Origin of the sequence: Mycobacterium sp. SM3041 (genome assembly GCF_039668335.1) — a bacterium.
Lineage (GTDB): Bacteria > Actinomycetota > Actinomycetes > Mycobacteriales > Mycobacteriaceae > Mycobacterium.
This window is the reverse complement of the sequence record NZ_JAYXBQ010000039.1, coordinates 1-21607: the sequence shown is the minus strand read 5'-3', so window position 1 is coordinate 21607 and position 21607 is coordinate 1. Positions and strand designations below refer to the sequence as shown.

Here is a 21607-nt window from a genome sequence, read left to right as displayed (position 1 = left end):
TTGCGCCCCTTACCTAGGGCTCGATGAGGACTCGGCTCACGCGCGGGTTCAGTATGTCTGAAAACGTGCGCGGCCCGGGTCAGTGGTCAGCCAACTTTCAGATCGACGCGGACAAGTGCGGGGCCCGAAACTGCCGGAAGTGCCGGGTAGTGAGAGATTCCCCAGAATGTGAGCCGTGTTTAGCTGCGCACAGGTGCGGGGAAACGCGATACCCATGCCGATGCTGAACCAGCACATCGCTTCGCGACTGACAGCGAGTCAAGCGCGCTACTACTGCCGCGCACTCAGTTCCGAGCCAGATGAAATCTGGGACATTTCGCGGTCGTCAAAGTAGGTGCCGACACCACGCTCGACTTGGTCGACGCGAGAATCGATTTCAACGGGCAACACGATGGGTTCCTCGTGACCAAAGAGCAATTCTACGAGATCCGTATCTCGCGTCCGGGCTCGCGACCAACCCTACCGTTCCGAGCCGATGCACGACGATCCGAATTTGACCGATCGCTGCGACAACTGAAGGGCGGCTACTTCGACGACTGTACGGCCACAATCTCGAAATCCTCACGCACTCGTACGGCGGCGGCGCAGAAGCCGCCCAGGTGCACTCCTCCTCGTGTCAGTCATCGAAGACATCTGCCGGGACGCCGATAGAAACTAGGGCGGTTCGACGCTGAAAATCGAAACGGGAGCGGATGCTCACGCACAGGGCACGGGTGTCCCGGCCGGCGTGGATGGGCCGGGACTCGTCACCACTTTCGACCTTGCTGCGCTGTTGTTTCCGAGGGGCGCCCGCTACTCGGGTGACGAGCACAATGGCCATTTCGGGCTGAAACGAGTTCAAGCCGCGACTCACAAGGCGCAGCGCGAACCGAAGTCGATGAGAGCCGCGTTCCCGCCGGGATCGGCGAGCATATGGAAGCCAAACAATTCAAGGGCGTCTGAAATAGCTGGGGGACCGACCGGTCCAGCGTTTCAAAGCGTGTATGAAGTTTGTGGGGTCGGTGTAGCCGAGCTCTGCCGCGATCTCGCTTACCGACACTGATCGGTCGAGGAGTCGCACGATCGCCCGCTCCTGCATGAAGGTCTGACGCAACTCGCGGAAGGTGGTCCCCTCCTCCGAGAGGCGCCGTTTCAAGGTGCTCGTGGACATCGAGAGCTCGCCTGCGGCACGGCTGCTGCTCGCCTGTGCGAGATCCTTCTCCAGAAGCTGTCTTATTTGCTCAGTGAACGACGCATCACGCTGCCGGTCGAGAACGCGCTGCAGGTCGGCGACGGCAATCCGATACGCAACAGGATCCGAGAATCGACAGACCTCGTCAAGCGTGTCCACGGGTACGTGAATAAACGAGGTAGGGGCGCCGAAGAAGAGGCGCCCGGTCGGCGTTTCCTTGTCCGAAACCCAGCCACCCGGGGCTGACTGACTTAGATGCAGTTCAACACTGGGTACAGCACCGGCTAGCATGTTGAGCATCCGCAGCAATGCGAGTCCGCCGTAGGTAACGGCCAGACAATTCAGGCCAACGTCACCTGTGCGGCCCGTGAGCCCGATCGTTAGTCCGCGTTCAGTCGAGTGGAACGACGGGCTCAGGGCAGTCGTTATCACTGGCAGATAGGCCAGCAACTCGACGACCTCGGCTACGGAGCCCGCACTGACCAGGGGAACGCTGAGTGCCCCGAATGACGTCAGTTTGGCATGTTCAGCGAATGCGAAACCCAGACGGGTGCCGTGATCAACGTTGAAATCGGGATATATCTCTTTAAACCATCTTAAGGGGACCTGTGCGTCGGGTCCGACCAACATCGACTCGTTGACGTGCTCTCGAACCATGATGTCACGGAGAGCGTCCACCGCCTCACGCCCGAGCGCGTCGCTGTCGAGCATCTGAAGGAAAGCCAGCGCTGGCATGCCCGCGTCTTCGAACTCCACAGCCCACCCCCTTGTGAGCTAAATCCACACTTCTCTGACTGCTTCGAACATAGCGATACCGATTGCTCACGGCAACAATTGGAAGGTGGATACGCGAGTAAAGGACGGGCAGTTATGGCAGTCGTAACCTTTGTCTCTCACGATGGTGAGTCGTACGAAGCGACCCTTGTCGAGGGTCAATCGTTAATGCAGATCGCGCTGAACAACGCGGTACCCGGAATCGACGGCGATTGCGGCGGGGAAGCCGCCTGCGGCACGTGCCACGTGATCGTGGACCACGAGTGGTCTGACAAGGTGGGTAGCTCGGGAGCGATCGAAGAAGACATGCTCAGCATGCATCCCGAGCGTCAACCAACTTCGAGACTGTCGTGCCAGATGGTCGCGTCTGAGGCTTGGGACGGTTTGACCGTCGAACTGCCCGAATTCCAACTGTAAACCACGAGAGGGGAGTAAAAGATGAGTATTTCCTCAGCAGTCACCGCGAAAGTCCAGTCCACGCTGCCCGTGAAGATGCAACTGAGGGGCGCTCACGGCTACGACAAGATGCGCCGGTTGATCACCGGGACGAACGGCCAGAAGTTGTTCACCGAGACCCCCATCCCTCCGGTCGAGGACGTCGACTTGGCTGATATCGATCTCAGCAACCCGTTCCTCTACCGTCAGGGTCGCTGGCAGTCCTACTTCGAGCGGGTGCGCAACGAGGCTCCGGTCCATTACCAGGCGAAGAGTCCGTTCGGTCCGTTTTGGTCGGTGACCCGGCACGAGGACATCATCGCCGTGGACAAGAACCACGAGGTGTTCTCGGCGGAACCGTTCATCATCATCGGCACTCCGCCCCGCTTCATGGACGTCGCGATGTTCATCGCGATGGACCCGCCGCGCCACGACCGCCAGCGCGCCACCGTTCAGGGAGTTGTGGCGCCGAAGAACCTGCGTGAGATGGAGGGGTTGATCCGCTCACGCGTTCGGGAGGTGTTGGACGACCTGCCGGTGAACGAGCCGTTCGAGTGGGTACAGAACGTCTCCGTCGAGCTGACCGCACGCATGCTGGCGACGCTGTTGGACTTCCCGTACGAGCGGCGCCGCAAGCTGGTGGAGTGGTCGGATCTGGCCGGCTCCATGGAGCAGGCCAACGGTGGTCCGTCCGACAACGACGAGATTTTCCGCGGCATGGTTGATATGGCGCAGGAGCTCGGTGCGCTCTGGCGCGACAAGGCGGCTCGAACGGCCCGCGGGGAAGAGCCCGGATTCGATCTGATCGCGATGCTGCAGAGCAACGACGAAACGAAAGATCTCATCGACCGCCCGATGGAGTTTCTGGGCAACCTGCTGCTGCTCATCATCGGGGGCAATGACACCACGCGTAACTCGATGAGTGGCGGGGTGCTGGCCCTCAACGAGTTCCCCGACCAGTTCGAGAAACTGAAGGCGAATCCCGACCTGATCCCCGGAATGGTTCCCGAGATCATCCGGTGGCAGACCCCCTTAGCGTACATGCGGCGCGTCGCGAAGAAGGACACCATGCTGAACGGGCAGTTCATCCGCAAGGGCGACAAGCTGGTGATGTGGTACGCCTCGGGCAATCGGGATGAGCGTGTCTTCGAGCGGCCCGACGAGTTGATCATCGATCGAAGCAACGCCCGCAATCACATCGCCTTCGGGTTCGGCGTGCACCGGTGCATGGGCAACCGGCTCGCCGAGCTTCAGCTGCGGATCCTGTGGGAGGAACTGCTCCCACGCTTCGAGAACATCGAGGTCATCGGCAAGCCTGAGTACGTGCAATCGAATTTCATTCGGGGCATCAGCAAGTTGATGGTCCGCCTCACCCCTAAAGAGAGTGCATGACGCCCGAACGGGCGGTGATCGTCGGAGCCAGCCACGCCGGCGCGCAGCTGGCGGGCAATCTCCGGCGTGACGGTTGGGCAGGCGAGATCGTCCTGATCGGGGATGAGGGGAAACTGCCATATCACCGTCCGCCGTTGTCGAAGACCTACCTGGCCGGTAAGAGCAACCTCGACGAACTCCTGATCCGCAGTGCCGATTTCTACCCCAAGCAGGACATTAAGCTTGTGCACTCGACCGTGGATTCGATCGACCGGGCTGCGGGGCGCGTGTTATTGGATACGGGCGACACGGTGAGCTATACCAAGCTCGCGTTGTGTGTCGGCGCGAGGGCTAGGCAACTGCCGATTCCGGGGGCGGACCTTCGCGGGATTCACTACTTGCGCACTGCGGCTGACGTCGAATCGATCCGAGCAGCTGCTGTACCCGGCCATCGGGTCGTAATCGTGGGGGGCGGCTACATCGGGTTGGAGACAGCGGCCTCGTTGTGTTCGCTGGGCATGCAGGTCACTGTCCTGGAGGCGACGGATCGTGTACTTGAACGGGTCACCGCGCCGGAAGTGTCCGCGTTCTTCACGCGGATCCACCGCGACGCGGGCGTGGACATCAGAACTCAGGCCCTCGTCGAAGCCTTCACCGGCAACGGCAACGTGCGAGAGGTAGTGCTGGCGGACGGCGCATCACTTCCTGCCGATGTGGTGATCGTCGGTATCGGCGTGGTACCCAACACCGAACTCGCTTCAGCCGCAGGATTATCCGTCGACAACGGCATCGCGATCGATGACCGGGCCCGCACCAGCGATCCGGACATCGTGGCCGCCGGCGACTGCACCAGCCACGTGATGGCCCGATACGGTTCACGCATTCGGCTGGAATCGGTGCCGAGCGCCGGCGAGCAGGCCAAGATCGCCGCGGCGACCATCTGCGGGAAGCGCAGCGCCATCGCTGCGCTACCGTGGTTCTGGTCCGACCAGTACGACCTCAAACTCCAGATCGCCGGTCTGAACACCGGATACGACGAAGTCGTACTCAGCGGCGAACCATCGCACCATAGAGAATTCAGTTGCTTTTACTTCCGCGATGGCGAACTCATCGCCGCCGACTGCGTCAATCGACCACGCGATTTCATGCTTGCTAAACAGGCCATCACCAAACGTCTTCCCACCGACCGCGCCGAACTGCTCGCCGGTTCAGCTTGAACCGCCAAACGTCTCGGAACGGGGGTTGATCAGCTCAGCAAGGACGACTCCTCACTGGTGAGGAGTCGTCCAATCCGGGGGCAGTCCCGGTCTCCTTATACGTCACCCGCGAGTGCTCATCGACCGCGTGATTGACGTTGGCGTATTCCACGCCGCTGTGGTTGCGCTGACATGGCGGCCCGGCTTTTTGATCATCGAGACGCACCAGGTCCCGGGCTCGGAGTGCTCACAGCGATATGGTGTGGTTCGGCGCACCACCAAACCTGGTGTTCTGGCCTGGAGCCATCCAGTAGCGGCCAAGCAACGCCTCGACCTTCGAGCGCGACATGCCTAGATGTACGGCGATGTCATGCGGTCCAGCGACGTCTGAAACGCACATTGATGATTCGCGCTGGCCCGTCCGCGAATTGCACGTAGCGCGCTTCTTACAGACGAGAAAGCCTCGCAGGCCAAGTCGTTCGGAGCACAATTCACGTTCGGTGCTGATGTCGGGAGGTTCAGCTTGAGTAAGTGAATCAATGCTAACATCACGGGCGGTGCTTCGACTCCGCAGGCGTCGTGCACGGTCCAGACAACCACCCTTTTCCGCGAAAGGAAGGTCGGCTATGAGTCTGACGGTCGCCTACGGTCGCAGAAGGGGCGATGAACGTCGAGCGCGGATTCTGACGGCAGCCGCGCAGATTATCGCGGACCGCGGATATCATTCCGCATCGATGGCCGATATCGGCGATTCCGCCGGCGTCGTCGGTCCGGCGATTTACCGACACTTCGAAAGCAAGGCAGGCTTGCTGGCGGCGCTATTCGAGCAAGTGATCGACACGCTACTGCAGCGTGCTTCCTCGATCGTCGAACAGAGCCGTGACGACGCCGAGGCACTGACCGCCCTCGTCGCGGACCATGTAGCGCTCGTTTTGGACCAACGCGAACTCGCCATCGTCTACTACCGCGAATTTCACAATCTGGCCGCGCAGCAGCGCAGTCAGTTACGTCGCAAACAGCGTCTATATCTCGAGGAGTGGGTGCACGTCCTCAGTGAGCTCCGCCCCGAACTTGACGAGACAGGATTACGAGCTGTAGTCCACGGCGCAATTGGAGCGATTCAGTCGACGTTGCAATACCGCGAAACCGGTATGGCCGCCGAACGCATTTCGGTTCTACTTGCCGATTTGGGGCATGCCGTTCTTGGTGTCGCTCGAGTTTAGATGATGAAGACCATTACTGCGTGCCCGAACCGTGATGCTCAATTTTCCCGACCCGCCGGAAGTTCTTGCAACAGCGGCGATCGTCGGCGAAGCAACGAGGGTCTACGTCACCAAATGAGACTATGTCAGTTGATCGATCACCCGCTGGTAGGCTGCGGGTGCGAAAAGCGATGTCGCGCGACATAGTTGATGAGCATGGCCAGACCGGTCAGTGCCAGCTGCACCAGGTGGGCGAGCCAGAGCGTTGCTTTGCGTGAAATCATTGGCTGAACCGTGCGGCCGTAAATTATAGCGACACGAGTCGGCGCGGGAACGCCGTGCACCAGCTGCCGCATACTCGGCCGTGACCGCACGTCGGGTCATCACTGGCACTAATTCGACTTCAGATTCAACGCACGTCAGAGACCACCTGGCACTGCAAGTAGCCCGGCGCACGGCTCAGATGGTGGCGAAGGCGCACTCGCTTGACGCTGCGCAAGAGCTGACTACAAGCCTATTGCCGGCCGTTGATCAGTGGGCAGTCTCCGTCTACAACGGTGGGTTGTCCCGAGCATGGTCGACTGCCAACCAGTCGTCACCGATCGAAGCGAGTGCTCGCCCGACATCCGGACGCGAGCCAACATAGGCAACAACAGGCCGACTTATGCCGGCAACGCATGCCAACACAGTGAAAGCTGCGATGAATGACATAAAGGTCCTCCTACGATGAGGCGAGCCGCACGATATCGATTACTGAAATCCGCCGGTCACCGCCGGGAACAGCGATTTCCACATTAACGCGGTGGCTCAACTAGAGCTACGTAGGTTATCGATGAATGCCGAGGAAATGTTTGTCGCCAGTAGACAAAGGTAGCGCCTATCATGGACCCATGGTGGTTCACCCCGCTTCTGACAGGGCGATGCCCGTTCACGTCGCCGAGGTACTCGGTGGCCTGGGGCAGCAATTGCGCGATCTACCGGATCTGATCCAGCGGCTTCTGGCGGCCGAGGTCGCAGAGCTAAGTGGGGACGGTCAACTCGAAGATCTTCTCATCGAGACTGTCGCGGCGAACGTCGAAACCTGGTTTTCGACCCTCCGTTACGACATCCCGATCGCAATTGTGGAACCACCCGCAGCGGCGCTTGAACATGCCCGCAGGATGGCACAGCGTGGAGTACCGGCCAATTCCCTGCTGCGGGCTTATCGACTGGGTCATCAGCAAGGACTGCGATTCGTGATCGACGAGATCAGACGGTCGAATCTGTCACCAGAACTGAAGCTCGATCTCTACGAACACATCACGCGAGTGTCGTTCGGCTACATTGACTGCGTTTCCGAACAGCTACTGAGCACGTATCAAGAAGAGCACACGGTGTGGGAAGAGCATCGTCGCGGAGCTCGCACACAGGTAGTACGCGACGTTCTCGCAGGCATGGACGTCAACATCGCCACGACGTCCGAGATGATCCAGTATCCACTGGACGCCCTGCATACCGCGATCGTCCTGTGGTGGGATCGCCCGCGAGAGGACCACGATGCACAACCGGAGACGACCAAGAGACTCCTGAAACGTGCATCACGTGCGGTGGGGGCCGTGTCCGCCCTGCATCTGTCCGTGGACCGTTTGGTGGGGTGGGCCTGGATTGCGGTGAACGACGAGACTGCGGTGGCCCACCTCCGCAGGTTCATAGAGTCAGAGCAGGACGTGCCCAACGTCGCCGTAGGAACACCGCTCGCCGGTATCGACGGATTTCGGCGATCACATCGCCAGGCGGAACGGGCTCGTCTAGTCGCTATTGCGGCCGAAGGTGCGGAGCACCGCTTCATCAGCGCGGCCGATCCGGGGGTTGCGCTTGGCTCTCTGCTCGTCAATGACATTGATGCGATGAGCATGTTCGTCCGCGATACCCTCGGGCCCCTCGCTTGCAACTCTGTAGCCGACCTAAAACTCCGTGAAACAGCGAAAGTCTTTCTCCGTTCGGGAGCCAGCCTTAAGTCAGCGGGAGAAAAGCTGCACCTGCACAGCAATACGGTCAAGTACCGAGTAGGGCGTGCAGCCCAGCGACGGGGCCGCCCCCTAACCGACGACCGGCTCGATGTCGAGATCGCCTTAGAAATGTGCGAGTTGTTCGGAGCAGCAGTGCTCAACTCGGATGGTCATACCCATTAGCTTGGGAGTCACGCGATTCCCTTGAGGTCATCTGTCTCCAAGCTACAACCGCGTGGAATCACGTTTGTCTGCCCGGCAAACATCAAACATCGCGACGCGGTGGCCGCACCTATGATGTAAATCCCGGTAACGGATGGGCGCCGTTCAACACATGATTCCCCACCTCGGCGATCTTGTACGCCACCGGATCGTGCAGGGTGTGGGTCCTGATGTTGCGCCAGAAGCGATCGAAGCCGTAACGCGGATGCGTCCCCCTGGCTCCGATGACCTCGAAGATCCGGCTGGTGATGTCAAGTGCGGCTTGCGATGCCAGCGCTTTGGCGCCCGCCACCAGAACCATCAGTTCTCCTCGATCCTCCGCCGACAGTTGATCGCCCTTGTTCCACACCGTCTCAAAAACTCGCGCGGCCTCGCGCGCGGCGGCATCGGCGCCTTGCAATGCGATGCCGAACTCGCCGTAGGTGCGGATAACGTATGGATCCTCAACTGCTTGGGTCACGCCAGCCGGTGTCCACGGCCTTGCCTGAGTGCGGGTGTACTCGGCGGCTGCGTCGAGGGCTCCCCGCGCAATGCCGAGGTACACGTTGACGAAGGCCAGCTGCACCAGGGGGCCGAAGAGACTGCCTCGCTGGAACTGGAAGAAAGCGCTCAGCACGGCGTTCGGACCGCCGAGCACCTCATCGGCGCGCACCTCGACGTCATGGAATTCGGTAGTGCCGCTGTCGGTTCGGCGCATGCCGAGCGCGTCCCAGTCGTCGTTGACGACGACACCCGCTCGATCGGTGGGGATCACCGCCGTGATGATCGCCCCCTGCTGCTGCGAGTCGTCCTGAACGACACCGAACACGAGGAGCAGATCGGAACCCTTTGCACCACTGCTGAAGTGTTTGACGCCGTCGAACCGATACCCACCGTCCGCCACCGGCTTCGCGCGGACCTTCCAATCGAGGACGTGGCTGTTGTTCTCACTCGACGCGTTGCCCGCCCACCGATTGTGTTGTGCCACCTCGCGGTAGGTCGACTCCTTCTGCTCGGTCGAACCCAGTAGTTCGACGAAGGCGATGTCCACGATGTGATAGCCGAACAGGTGACCGAGGGAGCCGTCCACTTTGGCGATCTCGCGGATGACGTCGAAGACCGTCGACCATGACGCTCCCCAGCCACCGAACTCCTGCGGAACGGCGAGGGACAGGAGTCCGCTGTCCCGCAGAGCATTTCGCTCCGCCGTGGCTGAGCCGCCGGCGCGGTCGCGTTCAAGCAGACCGTCGGTCCAGGTGGAGGCGAGGTCCTTGGCGACCGCGACGGGATCGGCGAGCGCCTGTGCACCCTTGTGGTGTGCGTCGGTGGTTAATGTCATCGTCATGCTCCTATCGTGGTCAATCGTTTGATGCTGTCGGCGAGGAAGTCGGGGGCGGACCACTGTTCTAGGTCGGTGGCGCGATCGATGAGCTGACGGTCCAGCAGAAACCGCTGGGTTTGCTCGAGAATCGTGAACGACTCGTCGTCGAGTGCGGGGCCGAGATGCTTGTTGAAGTCCGCACCGAAGCCCCGTCCGATGGCCGACTGTGCAACGCCGAGATTCTCGGCGTGAATGGCCACTACCTCGTCGTGATGATCACGGGCCCACCGTCCCGCGTCGACGGCCGCGTCGACCAGTCGCTGCACCAGATCCGGTCGATCGTCGATCAATCGCGCGCTCACCGTCCACACGCTGGCGTAGATGTTGCGGTCGTCGTCGCTGAGGTCCGAGACGATCCGTGCGCCGCTGAGATCCTCCAGTTCCGCTGCCCACGGCAACCAGCTGAAGAGTGCGTCTACCGTGCCGGACGCCAAGATGGAGGACTGATGCGAAGCGACGGCGGGGAACAGGTCCGCACCCTTGATACTCGACGATGAGTGAAGTTGATCCGGCGGCAGGTCGACCCCCGGTGTTTCGATGGCGACGAGTTCGACGTCGCCGAGTTCGAGGCCACCGCGACTCAGCGTTGCAAGGAGGCCGCGAGCTTCCCATGTGCCGAGAGCGGTCAGGGTCTGGTTCCATGGATCGAGTCGCCGGTAATCACCCAGTTCCCGTCGCAGGATGCGGACCGCCGCTGACGAGACGCCGACGCGTCGGCCGGCAAGCCCGGCAGCATCGGTTACCTGGCTACCCGCGGCCACGTAGAAGCCCTGTCGTCCAACGAATCTGGTGATACCGAGAAGGCGTGTTCGGCCCGGTGCCCGCAGTCCCTCGCTGACCAGCGGTGGGATTTCGCCACCGAAGCGGGTGTACTGCGGGTGGTCGTAGGTGAAGTGCAGATCACCCTGGCTGCCGGTGAGCACTTCGAGTGAGATGCCTTCCCGTGTCAGGCGACCGGATTCCAGAGCGGTCAGGAGCGCGTTCGGCACGGGGCAATTGCTGTACGCGAGAACATCGCGCTCGACGCCCGTCGTCATGCGACCGCCTCCGCGTCGGGTACATCGAGGCCCAAGTGCTCCCGAAGCGTCGTTCCCTCGTAATCGGCGCGGAACACCCCGCGTTCCTGAAGGAGTGGCACCACCTGGTCCACGAACTCGTCGTAACTGCCGGGAAGATGAGCGGCGGAGATGATGAAACCGTCGGCCGCGCCCGCCTCGAAGTGGTCGACCAGCAGGTCGGCGATCTGCTCGGCCGTTCCCGCCCACTGGGGAACGAACCCGACGTTCGTACCGTAGCGGCGGCCGAGCTCGGCGAGCGTCAGATCCGCACCGCCGGCGACAGCGGAGAACATCTGCAACATGGTGGGGACGTGACGGTCGCCCAGATCGCCGACGATATCGGAGTATTTGGTATCCAACGGGTACGCGGACAGGTCGACGCCGCTGTGGCTCGACAGCGTCGACAACCCCACTTCAGGGTGTACCAGCGAGTTCACGTATTCGAGTCGATCGTTGGCGATGGCCTCGGTCTCGCCCAGAATGGGCATCACCGCGGTGAAGACCTTTGTCTGGTCAGGGTCACGTCCGGCTAGGGCGACGTTGGACTTGATGTCCGCATACGTCGCGCGCATGACGTCGACGTTGGGCGAAATGCTGAACACCGCCTCCGCCCAGCGGCCGGCGAAGCGACGTCCACGCGGTGACAAACCGGCTTGCAGAATCACGGGCTCACCTTGCCGGGATCTGGGCACTTGCAGCGGACCGCGCACCGACAGCCACGTGCCCCGGTGGTCGGCGTAACGCACCCGCTTCGGGTCCGCGAACTGGCCGCCCGCCTTGTTCAATAACAGCGCGTCGTCTGACCAGGACGCCCACAGCTTCTTCACCGCCTCCAGGAACTCGTCGGCGCGGTCGTACCGCTGGTCGTGTTCGAGGTGTTCGTCAACACCGAAGTTGCGGGCTTCGGAGTCGTTGAGGGAGGTGACCACGTTCCACGAGACTCGTCCGTCGGAGAGGTTGTCCAGCGTCGCGAACACTCGTGCAACGTGATACGGCGCGTAGTAGGTGGTCGATACGGTCGCCCCGAGTCCGAGCTTGTCGGTCGCGGCGGCCATCGTCGCTACAACGCTGGTCGGCTCCAACGCAATAGCGCCCTGGCCGCCCAGTCCGACGCCGGTTTCAAGATTGTGCCCGTAGCTGTCTTCGATCGCGAGAGCGTCGGGCAGGAACAGCAGATCGAACTTCCCGCGTTCGAGCGTCCTGGCGATCTCCTTGTAGTACCGCCCGCTAAGAAACTCGTTCGTTGCGCCGACGTGCCGCCAGGCGCCGTGAGCGTGGGTGACGTTTCCCGCGGAGAAGAAGCCGGCGAGGTGCATGTGTCTTGGTCGGGACATGTATACGAGCATGCGCGCTGCCGACCACAACGGACAGGGTTAAAAGCGGCGTGATTGCATGGGGGCGGACGGCTATGACCCGGCGTTCTCGGGGTCTATCGGCGCGTGGCACGGACATCCGGCCTCACGACGAAAGACGCTTGCCAACAACAATTCTCAGGACGGATTTGTACGAATCCCCGGGGCGAAATGGAACTTAACGTAGTGGCGCGCCAACCGGGGTCGGGTTTGCTGTTCAACACGTGACACGGTGGCGTCGAATCGCCGGGAGGCTGGGTCAATGCGAGGCGCGTTTCTCCGCAGGCGACCCGCGCACTGAGCACCGCGATCGGCGTAATTGTTTGCATAACAATGCTTTAACGGATCGGCGGAATCGCTGCCTCTGCCCCGATGAACAATCGAGTGCGGCCAACCCGAGCGTGGACTTCTTGCGCGCTTCGATCGATAGCCCACGATCCGTTTGGAAAGAACCTCTTTTATGGAATACACAGATAGAGCTGGCGTTCGTGGTGCGGCGCTCTGTGAGGTTGGCCAACCACAATGGATTTGGGGACTGAGCATCGAACTGACGCTGCACGAGGCCGCCATGAACTTACGGACCTGATCGACGATTCAACCCACGAATCTTGACGAGGACAACAAGATACGCTCCTTCGAGCACAGTAGAGCGACACGGCTCTCGCCGGCGCTGATCCCGCACCTGGGCAACTCGTCAGCGATAAATCATTGTCCGAAGGTGGGGCCGTGGGCGTGGATCTCACGGCCTGCGTTGATCAGATTTACATCATCCCAATCGCGCTGCGAAACAAGTTTCTCTGCGCCTCGTATAGAACGCTTGAGTGGAGATCCAAAAACCCGGCAGGCCACCATGTCGGGAACGCTGTCATCGGAAAGCTCGAGGAGTAGCGGGTTCATCATTGTGGGTTGACGTCGCGGGACAGGTAACTGACTGCGCAGTGAGTCAACTCGGCTTCTTGATCGCGGAGTTTGATGCGCGTCTGCACCTGGCGAAGCTACGCGGCGCGTGAGTATTTACCCGCTGCGGCTTCACCAGGCCAGTCGTGGCGACCTTCACCGAGCCCGAGACCAAGCCCCTGCATGAAAATCCGTAGCGGCAACGACGTGACCCAATCCCGTGCGGTCAAATGTCAAAATCGGATGAGTCCGCGAATATTTCTTCCGGATCGCATGTCATCGTACCCATCGTTAATTTGATCCAATGAGTATTCCTGGGTAATCAACTCATCAAGCTTCAGCTGCCCGGCGGCATAAAGTTCGACCAACTGCGGAATATCGTGGGGCGCGTTTGACGAACCATAGAGCGCACCACGAATTTGCTTCTCGTAGAGCGTGATCTCAAGCAGGGATCCAGTTATCGACGTGTCGTCAGGGTGCCCGATGGCCGTAACCACAACGCGCCCGCGCTTTCCAACCAAAGCGAGCGCCTCGCCCGTGTAGGACACTTCGGCGATGTCCGTGGTGAGAATACATACATCGGCCAATTTGCCGAACGTGACGTCACTAACGACTGACCACGCTTCGTCCATTGAAGCTGCGGTGTGTGTCGCGCCGAAATCCCGGGCCTGCTGCCGCTTAAATTCCACGGGATCGACGGCCACGATCGTGAGCGCTCCAGCGATGCGCGCACCCTGAATCGCATTCATTCCGATACCGCCTGCACCAACGACCACAACAGTGTCGCCGGCGCGCACCTCTCCGGTCCGTACAGCCGAACCATAGCCGGTCGTAACGCCGCAACCGATCAATGCTGCCTTGTCGAGGGGAATTCCACCGTCTATTTTTACCAGTGACGATTTCGGCACCACGGTATACTCGGAAAACGTCCCCAGCAAGCACATTTGTCCGACATCTTCGCCTCGAGCATGGAACCGGTAGGTGCCATCGAGTTGCGGCCCCATCATCAGCGCGGCTCCGAGTTCGCAGAGATTCCCCATACCGCGGGCACAGTAGGAACACCGACCGCACGAGGGCAGGAAAGTCAAGATAACGGAATCGCCTTCGGCGAACTCATCAACGCCCACGCCACACTCAATAACTGTGCCGGCACCTTCGTGGCCACCGACAACCGGCAGCGGGATTGGCAGATCACCGGTTACGAGATGCTCATCAGAATGGCACAGCCCCGTGGCCGCAAGGCGTACAAGTACCTCGCCAGCACCCGGAGGGTCGAGGTCAATCTCTTCGACTTCCCATTTCTGACCCAGACCCCACAATACCGCAGCACGTGTCTTCACGTTGAATATGTCCTTTCGGTGGCAACAATGTTTAGTAAATACCTAATTTAGCGTTGAGCACTACCCCAAAGCGAGGTTACTATGCGACCGCGACCACGGGGAATCTCAACGAAGAATACGGTTGAAGCTACGACAGCGCCGATTGACTTGCCACATCAAGCACTTAAAAGATCTTGGCGTTTCTCCGCTTCCAGCATTGCACGGTACTCTGGAAAGAGATTCTTGGCCTGCGGTATTAGTCTCACCAACTTGGCTACAGGGCCTTTGGCCCTGACATTCCCTTTAGCCATGGCCACCGTCAGATTTACCTTGCCCAGCCAAAACCTATTGCCAGTGTCGGCAGTCATAAATAGTTCGACGTTCGGCGTAGCGGCGCTGGCGGCGCCAGTCTCGATCAATTTGTTTGGCATGTCCACGGTTACTATCGCATCAGGATCGGTGTAGTGAATGCGCAATACCACGCCGGACCGAGCAAGCTTTGTCGCAAGCTCTGCGTTTTCTAAACCTCGCCGGAAAATTCCACCCAAGTAGCGGTAGACCTCATCCTCATCACCAAAAACGGACATTGCTTTCCTCCATCTATTGACATATTGACCACATGGTTGTTCCGGGAATCTTCGCGCGACCATATTTGCCGCAGCCTTATCCGCTCGTGATTCGTCGTCCACGAAGCGAATTTCCCGCAGCCCTCAGCGCGGTCGCCAACTCCCATTCGGCACTCGGCAGCTGCGCCGCCAGAGAAGCAGCATCTGCGGCCCTACGGCGGGGGTCGGCCTCCGGGTCATAAGCGATCGACGCCAAGCCCGTCCAAAGTCGGGATGCGGCCGCAGCAGCGTCGGCAGCTTCTTGTGCAGGTTCGAAATCGAGTAGTTCGGCTACTTTTTGACAACCCTGCGCCTGGAGGCTCCGGAACAGGCCGCCTCCCGTTCCAGCCTTTTGAATAAGGGCGCTTAGCGCAAACAACGCCGCTTCGAGGCAATCATCATCGAAAAGGTCCGGCCACCGGTTCAAATCCTCAACGAAAGACGAAATTCCAGCCAGTCCGCTCACCTGCATTTCGGAACTGGAAAGCGACGCAATGGGTGCGCCAATGTAGGCACCTTCCATGGCTTCAGCGCTACGAAGAAACGCCGAGCACGCAGCTACCCTGAGGTCGGGTGCCGACTCTGGCCACTCGACTATGTAAGTCGTATTGCGGGTCGGGACTGGAAATCCAGTCGAAGCACGGGCGCGCCGTAAATTTGCATACGGAACAGCCTGGACAGTATCGCGATCATTATCTACGACATAAGCGACTTCTTGGGCATCATCATATCCGACGACCACGACGTCGTGCCGACTCATGTTCAGCCGCGCGCGCAGATAAGGCAATTCGGCGATGTCCGTCCACACCATGACTGGCGTGCCCGCGTCGAGCTGCTCGGTAACCCATTTCCATCCAAGGTCAGCGTCATCGGTCGCGCGAGTCTCAAACTGTGCACCCAATCGGTTCAAGTATTCGTCTTCAAGATCGGCGCTACGCCCAACGAGATAGACCGGCGGTTGAAGTTTCGCTGATCGGATGTAGGAGAAGTCCAATGCGCCGCCAAGCACAAAAACCAATCCTTCATCCGGTACGTGTCCGGCGAAACGAATACCCGCCCACTCAGTCAAGTCACGTAACGCACCCGAACCACAATGGCCCGCAACTTCATGTCGATAGGGCAGAATCACCGTTGCCATTCGAACTCCTAGATTTGTTTAGAAAAGTCAATGATCGGTCGATCACAGCGATCGAGAGATGATTTCCTTCATAACCTCGTTCGTGCCGGCATAGATTTTTTGCACGCGCTGATCCACCCACAATCTCGAGATGGGGTACTCAGTCATGTAGCCATATCCGCCGTGCAGCTGCATACAGTCATCAAGGACCTTCATAGCCCGTTCCGTGGTCCACCACTTCGCCATAGCCACGGTCTGCACGTCGAGTTGACCCGCAAGGTGCAGGTCGATGCAGTAGTCGAGGAACACTCTTGCGATGCGCGTTTCGGTCGCGGCTTCAGCCAGAATGAACTTGGTGTTCTGGAAGCCAAAGACCGGCCGACCAAACGCCTCGCGCTCACGCGTGTAGTTAAGCGTCTGCTCCAGGGCAAGCTCCATCGCCGCGACTGCACCCACCGCGACGATAAGTCGTTCTTGGGGCAACTGGTTCATGAGCTGAATGAAGCCCTGACCCTCGGTCTGGCCCAATAGATGCGAGCGCGGAACCCTCACTTCGTCGAAGAACAACTCAGACGTGTCCTGACCGCGTTGGCCGATCTTGTCGAGAACCTTGCCACGCCGGAACCCCGCCCGGTCAGCTTCGACTACGAAGAGAGATATTCCGGCCGCGCCCTTACTGGAGTCGGTTTTGGCAACGACAATTATCAGATCGGCTTGCTGGCCGTTGGTGATAAAGGTCTTTGAGCCCGAGATGACGTACTCGTCTCCGGCCAGTACAGCTTTGGTTTTGACACTTTGCAAATCCGAGCCGGTACCTGGTTCAGTCATTGCTATAGCTCCAACGAGTTCGCCGGATGCCATCTTAGGCAACCATTCTCGTCGCAGCTCTTCAGTCGCGTACTGCAGGATGTAGTGCGCGACGATTCCGCTGTGCAGCCCAGCGCCCCACGAACTGTCACCGATGCGGGCCTGCTCTTCGAGCACGACCGCTTCGTGTGCGAACGTGCCACCGCCTCCGCCGTATTCCTCAGGTATAGACATGCAGAGCAAGCCCAGCTCACCCGCCCGGTTCCACAGTTCTCGGTCGACGTGGTGCTGGTCGGCAAAGCGCTGCGCATGCGGCGCTAATTCGGCCGACAAGAACTTCGCTGCGAGGTCGCGAAGCTCTACCAATTCGGCATTCATCCATGGGGACATTGAGGTGGACACAATTTCCTTTCAACAACTCGAGTCTGCAAATATTCAGGGGAATCAAACGTACTTAACTTTGTAATGTCCAGACGCATGTTTCGCACGGATTGCTTTTTTGTCATACTTTCCAACACTTGTACGTGGAATGTCAGCAACGAAACACCATCGCTCCGGAATCCACCACTTTGCAACCTTCTGCGAGATAAAGACCTGAAGTTGGTCAATGTTCACCTCAGAGCCTGGGTGAACTACCACAAGAGCCAAGGGCCTCTCCTGCCATTTTTCGTCAGGAACTCCGATGACCGCTGCTTCGTAGATTGAGGGATGACCGATAAGCGCGTTTTCCAGTTCTACCGACGAGATCCATTCCCCGCCAGATTTGATCACGTCCTTTGAGCGGTCCGTCAGGGTCAGGCATCCGTCCGGATCGATGCGGCCGACGTCACCGGTACGCAACCATCCTTCGTCAAATTTGTCCGAGTCGAAATCACCGAAATATGAGCCGGTTATCCAAGGCCCACGCGCCTGAATCTCCCCAACGGATTGTCCGTCCCACGGCACGTCTTTACCGTCGTCGTCCCGCAGACGGATTTCGACACCGCAGATCGGCCGACCTTGACTGGCCCGCATCTCCCATCGTCTCGTCTCGTCAGCGTCGCGACTCGGACGTGCAACGGTAGCCAGCGGAGACGTTTCGGTCATACCCCATGCCTGCACGATGGGCACGTTGTACTTTTCTTCAAACCCACGAATCAGCGAAATCGGAACAGCCGATCCGCCGCAAGCGACCAAACGTAGCGAAGAAATATCCCGCCCAGGATGCGAATCCAGATATCGGTCGACATCATTCCAGATCGTCGGAACCGCACCAGCGACGGTCGGCCCGGTGTTTTCGATGAGCGATACCAATGGTTCGGCTTGGAGATACCGGTCAGGCAGCACCAGATCCGCACCGGACATCAACGCTGCATAGACAAGCCCCCACGCATTGGCGTGAAACATTGGAACGATGGCCAACAGACGGTCGGCCTCGCTGATCGACAACGCATTAGCTGTGCACGCGGTCAGGGAGTGCAGGTAGGTGGAACGATGACTATAGACGACGCCTTTGGGATCTCCCGTGGTGCCGCTGGTGTAACACATGGCCGCGGCAGACAACTCGTCGAGAACCGGCCACTCAAATGACTCTTCCTGGCCGGCAAGCACTTCCTCGTAACACAGAACTGTTTTTCCGCTTCCCTGCAACGGGGCAAGGTCGCCCTGTCCTGTGACGATGACGGTGTGCACCGACGTCATCGCAGGGAGCACGGCAGCCAGCAACGGCGCGACCGACGCGTCGACTATCACAATCTGGTCGTTCGCATGATTGGCGATGTACGCGAGTTGATCTGGGGCCAAACGAAGGTTCAAGGTATGCAGGACCGCACCCATGGAGGGAACCGCACAGTAGGCCTCCAAATGTTCCTGGTTGCTCCATTGGAAGGTGGCCACGCGTTGATCTGCAGTGACGCCAAGGCTGCGCAGTGCGTTGGCGAGTTGAGCTACTCGCGGCAGCATCTCGCGATAGGAAGTCCTACGATAACCAGCTCCGGTTTGAGTGATGACCTCGCTATCACCGTGTATGGCTGCCGCATGCTGAACGATTGCCGAGACCGTGAGGGGAACATCTTGCATAGTGCTTTGCATCGTGTAGTGCCCTTTCAGGCGAAGAGGTCGGGACTGCTGTTCGGCTGGTCGATGAAACTGCCGTAATGCGATTTCAGTGCTTGCAGGATGTCCGCTAGGGGTAGATCGTCGTATGCTCCTCGATCGCACAGATACTCCATGTGCTGGGTGCCGTCACCCGTAAACCCATGTAGCAGTGCATCGCTACGACCATCGAAATCGATCGGCGAGACACCGAAACGCGCGCACAACTCACGATTGAACGCCGGAGTGGCCTTTACCCAGGCACCGTTGAGAAACATGAGACTGTAACCGTGATAGACAAAGACGTCTGTACCACCCATCCGCTCACGCAATGTCTTGGTTTGGAGGTGGTTTCGAACGTCGGCGAACCCCAGCCGCGCCGGAATTCCAGCCGCTCGGCACGCTGCCGTCAACAGCACGGCCTTCGGGACGCAGTAGGCGCGTCCTGATGTCGCGACAGTACTGGCGCGATACGCGTCCCGGTTATCGGTGACTGTGTAGGGGTCATACCAAATGGAGTCACGGACCGCGGTAAAGATGCATATCGCTTTCGTAATGTCGTCAGAGGCGCCCCGGATCGCCGACGACACGAAGTCACGTACCGCATCATGTTGCCAATCTAGAAATTCCGTGGTTTCGAGATAACGCCTGTAATCGTCAGTCATCGGCGTCGCATCTCCAACGGAAGTCCGTCCACCGGAACAGGAAGCGAGGTGTTGTCCCACCGGATCTGATAGTTCTCCGGAACCGTCCAGATGAACGACCGCAGCATCCGGTGCAGGATCGCTTTGACCTCAAGAGTTCCGAATTGCATGCCGATACACTTATGCGCTCCTCCCCCGAAAGGTACCCAAGCGAACCGGTGGTGTTGATCTTCGCGCCGAGGCTCGTCAAAACGTGAAGGATCGAACCGCTCAGGATCACTCCAGATCGTTCGATCGAAGTGATTCACCGCAGCTGTAATGGCACAAACGGTGCCCACTGGGATGTGATATCCGTCGATGGCTACATCGCGAACCGTCTTGCGCATCACCAACGGAACAGGCGCAACCAATCTGAGCGCTTCCTTGATCACGAGATCGATAACCGCCATCTTCTCTAGGGCCTCGATGTCTGGTAACCCGTCACCGACGGACTCGGCTTCCGCCGCCGCTGCCTCCTGCCACACCGGATTCTTGGCGAGGAAATAGGCGACCGCAGTAGTGGTGATCGTCGATGTGTCGTGAGCCGCCATCATCAAGAAGATCATGTGACTCACCACATCCTCGTCGGAGAACCGCTCCCCGTCTTCGGTGGTGGCTTGACAAAGAGCAGCGAACAGATCGTCCGTTTCACCGGCTCGCGCGGCCGGCAGATGCCTGAAAAAGTAATCCTCCAAGACGCGCCGGCCTCGCACGCCGGCGCGGAATCTAGTTCCCGGAAGCGGAACACGCACAAGGGAGCTCGCTGCACGCACCGCAGCGACGAACGCCTTGTTGACAGCATCACTCTCCTCCTTGCCGCGGCCACCCATGAAAACGTCGGTGGCTACATCGAGGGTGAGTTCCTTCAGCAGTGGATAGATTCGAGCCGACGAGCCCGTCGGCCACGCGGGTACTGCTGAGCGAACGCGTGGGGTCATTTGCTCGACATATCCGGTCAGGCGCGGACGCGTAAACGCCTCCTGCATGATGCGCCGGTGCATCAAGTGCTCATCAAAGCTCATGAGCATCAAACCGCGATGAAAGAAGGAGTCGATCAAAAAGGACCAGCCATCCTGAGAAAATGCCTTGGCTTCGCTCGTGAAGGCCTGCCGGGTGGCCTCCGGACCGGCGATGACGACCAACTTGGTGCCGAACGCGCCCATCCACGACACAGAACCCAGACGGTCGTAGCGCTCTCGGCTGAAATCCGATCCGAATCGGATGTAGTCGAGCGTATGACCGACAAGAGGCAGGCCTGGATCGCCGAGCACCGGTTTCAAGCCACTTCCGGGTGGCACAACAGCGAGTTCACAGACCGGCCAGCCTCGGCTCCATCGACGCCAACTCTCGTCGACGACACTCGGCGCTGGCGCAAGCAGGACGGACGACAGACTCCTTCTGGCTTCAATCACAGGCTCAACAAGCGGGTTCACAACAGCTCCTCCCAGTCACGGCGTACCTTGACCGCACTCGCCACCAGTTTTTACATATTGGATGTAAATGTCAATATCTAGACAGATATGATATTTTGTCGTCAGCGGCGGCTGAATCTCGGCCTCGTCACATGCCGTTCGACTGACACCGCCAGGCTGGACTTCAGACCAACCAGCTGACGCTCCAGCAAGAAGTGCCCACGCTCGCCTGGTTTCCGAGTCAGGATCCGTTACATGAACGTCGATACCGGCCTGCGTGCGCCGAAATTTCACCGCTCGGTGCGCGGCGCCGACTGGGCACAGAGTGCCCAAGCTGACCACGGCAATAGTTGCCTCAAACCTTTGCATAGCGAGACTCATCGTCGTGCGTCAGTTTTCCGCAACAATGGGACCGCGATCTACCGATGTATTTGGCATCGCGTAGTAGCACTGATGCGCAATTTCGCAGCTAAGCCTGCCTCCTGTTCTGGTGGCAATCGACAGTGCCGCAATCTCAGTCTCCAAACGACGACGGCGATCAAGCCCACCGCACATCAAAGACGCG

The 21607-nt window shown here is 59.6% G+C and carries 17 protein-coding genes; 6 read left to right on the top strand and 11 right to left on the bottom strand.

The features are described from left to right. Positions 1 to 928: 928 nt before the first annotated feature. Complete coding sequence (locus VXD91_RS11090; RefSeq protein WP_346415421.1) at positions 929 to 1927, bottom strand: helix-turn-helix domain-containing protein; 999 nt, start codon at positions 1925 to 1927, stop codon at positions 929 to 931. A gap of 114 nt (positions 1928 to 2041) precedes the next feature. Between VXD91_RS11090 and VXD91_RS11085 the strand changes: the two genes are divergently transcribed. The 5 genes from VXD91_RS11085 to VXD91_RS11065 all read left to right on the top strand — a co-directional run bounded on the left by VXD91_RS11085 (position 2042) and on the right by VXD91_RS11065 (position 8320). Next, a complete protein-coding gene (locus VXD91_RS11085; protein WP_346415420.1) occupies positions 2042 to 2362 on the top strand; it encodes a 2Fe-2S iron-sulfur cluster-binding protein in 321 nt (106 codons plus the stop codon). A gap of 21 nt (positions 2363 to 2383) precedes the next feature. Further along, positions 2384 to 3772 carry a cytochrome P450 gene (locus tag VXD91_RS11080; RefSeq protein ID WP_346415419.1) on the top strand — a complete coding sequence of 463 codons (1389 nt, stop codon included), beginning with the start codon at positions 2384 to 2386 and terminating at the stop codon, positions 3770 to 3772. Further along, positions 3769 to 4968 (top strand): FAD-dependent oxidoreductase, encoded by a 1200-nt coding sequence (locus VXD91_RS11075; protein ID WP_346415418.1) that lies wholly within the window; start codon positions 3769 to 3771, stop codon positions 4966 to 4968. The genes VXD91_RS11080 and VXD91_RS11075 overlap by 4 nt, the downstream gene beginning before the upstream one ends. 605 nt (positions 4969 to 5573) lie before the next feature. After that, positions 5574 to 6170, top strand: a complete 597-nt coding sequence (locus tag VXD91_RS11070; protein ID WP_346415417.1) for a TetR/AcrR family transcriptional regulator — start codon at positions 5574 to 5576, stop codon at positions 6168 to 6170. A gap of 869 nt (positions 6171 to 7039) precedes the next feature. Beyond that, positions 7040 to 8320 carry a helix-turn-helix domain-containing protein gene (locus VXD91_RS11065; RefSeq protein WP_346415416.1) on the top strand — a complete coding sequence of 427 codons (1281 nt, stop codon included), beginning with the start codon at positions 7040 to 7042 and terminating at the stop codon, positions 8318 to 8320. A gap of 109 nt (positions 8321 to 8429) precedes the next feature. Here VXD91_RS11065 and VXD91_RS11060 read toward each other — a convergent pair whose 3' ends face one another. The 10 genes from VXD91_RS11060 to VXD91_RS11015 form a co-directional block, all read right to left on the bottom strand. Beyond that, a complete protein-coding gene (locus VXD91_RS11060; RefSeq protein ID WP_293021514.1) occupies positions 8430 to 9683 on the bottom strand; it encodes an acyl-CoA dehydrogenase family protein in 1254 nt (417 codons plus the stop codon). Continuing rightward, a complete protein-coding gene (locus VXD91_RS11055; RefSeq protein ID WP_226519096.1) occupies positions 9680 to 10756 on the bottom strand; it encodes a 2'-hydroxybiphenyl-2-sulfinate desulfinase in 1077 nt (358 codons plus the stop codon). The genes VXD91_RS11060 and VXD91_RS11055 overlap by 4 nt, the downstream gene beginning before the upstream one ends. Continuing rightward, positions 10753 to 12111: an LLM class flavin-dependent oxidoreductase gene (locus VXD91_RS11050; protein WP_293021512.1), complete on the bottom strand. Its 1359-nt coding sequence runs from the start codon at positions 12109 to 12111 to the stop codon at positions 10753 to 10755. Before VXD91_RS11050 ends, VXD91_RS11055 begins: the two co-directional genes overlap by 4 nt. Before the next feature lie 1148 nt (positions 12112 to 13259). After that, positions 13260 to 14366 (bottom strand): NDMA-dependent alcohol dehydrogenase, encoded by a 1107-nt coding sequence (locus VXD91_RS11045; protein WP_226519098.1) that lies wholly within the window; start codon positions 14364 to 14366, stop codon positions 13260 to 13262. A gap of 155 nt (positions 14367 to 14521) precedes the next feature. Further along, on the bottom strand, positions 14522 to 14932 hold the full coding sequence (locus tag VXD91_RS11040) for an SCP2 sterol-binding domain-containing protein (protein WP_226522214.1): 411 nt from the start codon (positions 14930 to 14932) through the stop codon (positions 14522 to 14524). Between the two features lie 76 nt (positions 14933 to 15008). Next, a complete protein-coding gene (locus VXD91_RS11035) occupies positions 15009 to 16088 on the bottom strand; it encodes a BtrH N-terminal domain-containing protein (protein WP_226519099.1) in 1080 nt (359 codons plus the stop codon). A gap of 42 nt (positions 16089 to 16130) precedes the next feature. After that, positions 16131 to 17252, bottom strand: coding sequence for an acyl-CoA dehydrogenase family protein (locus VXD91_RS11030; protein WP_226519100.1), 1122 nt, complete (start codon positions 17250 to 17252; stop codon positions 16131 to 16133). Positions 17253 to 17318: 66 nt separating this feature from the next. Next, a complete protein-coding gene (locus VXD91_RS11025; RefSeq protein WP_293021526.1) occupies positions 17319 to 18932 on the bottom strand; it encodes a fatty acid--CoA ligase in 1614 nt (537 codons plus the stop codon). 26 nt (positions 18933 to 18958) lie between these two features. Beyond that, positions 18959 to 19612: a transglutaminase domain-containing protein gene (locus tag VXD91_RS11020; protein WP_226519101.1), complete on the bottom strand. Its 654-nt coding sequence runs from the start codon at positions 19610 to 19612 to the stop codon at positions 18959 to 18961. Further along, complete coding sequence (locus VXD91_RS11015; RefSeq protein ID WP_226519102.1) at positions 19609 to 21063, bottom strand: cytochrome P450; 1455 nt, start codon at positions 21061 to 21063, stop codon at positions 19609 to 19611. Before VXD91_RS11015 ends, VXD91_RS11020 begins: the two co-directional genes overlap by 4 nt. Positions 21064 to 21297: 234 nt before the next feature. Here VXD91_RS11015 and VXD91_RS11010 point away from each other — a divergent pair. Continuing rightward, positions 21298 to 21607: hypothetical protein (locus VXD91_RS11010; protein WP_346415415.1), on the top strand; the 310-nt coding region annotated here is incomplete at its 3' end.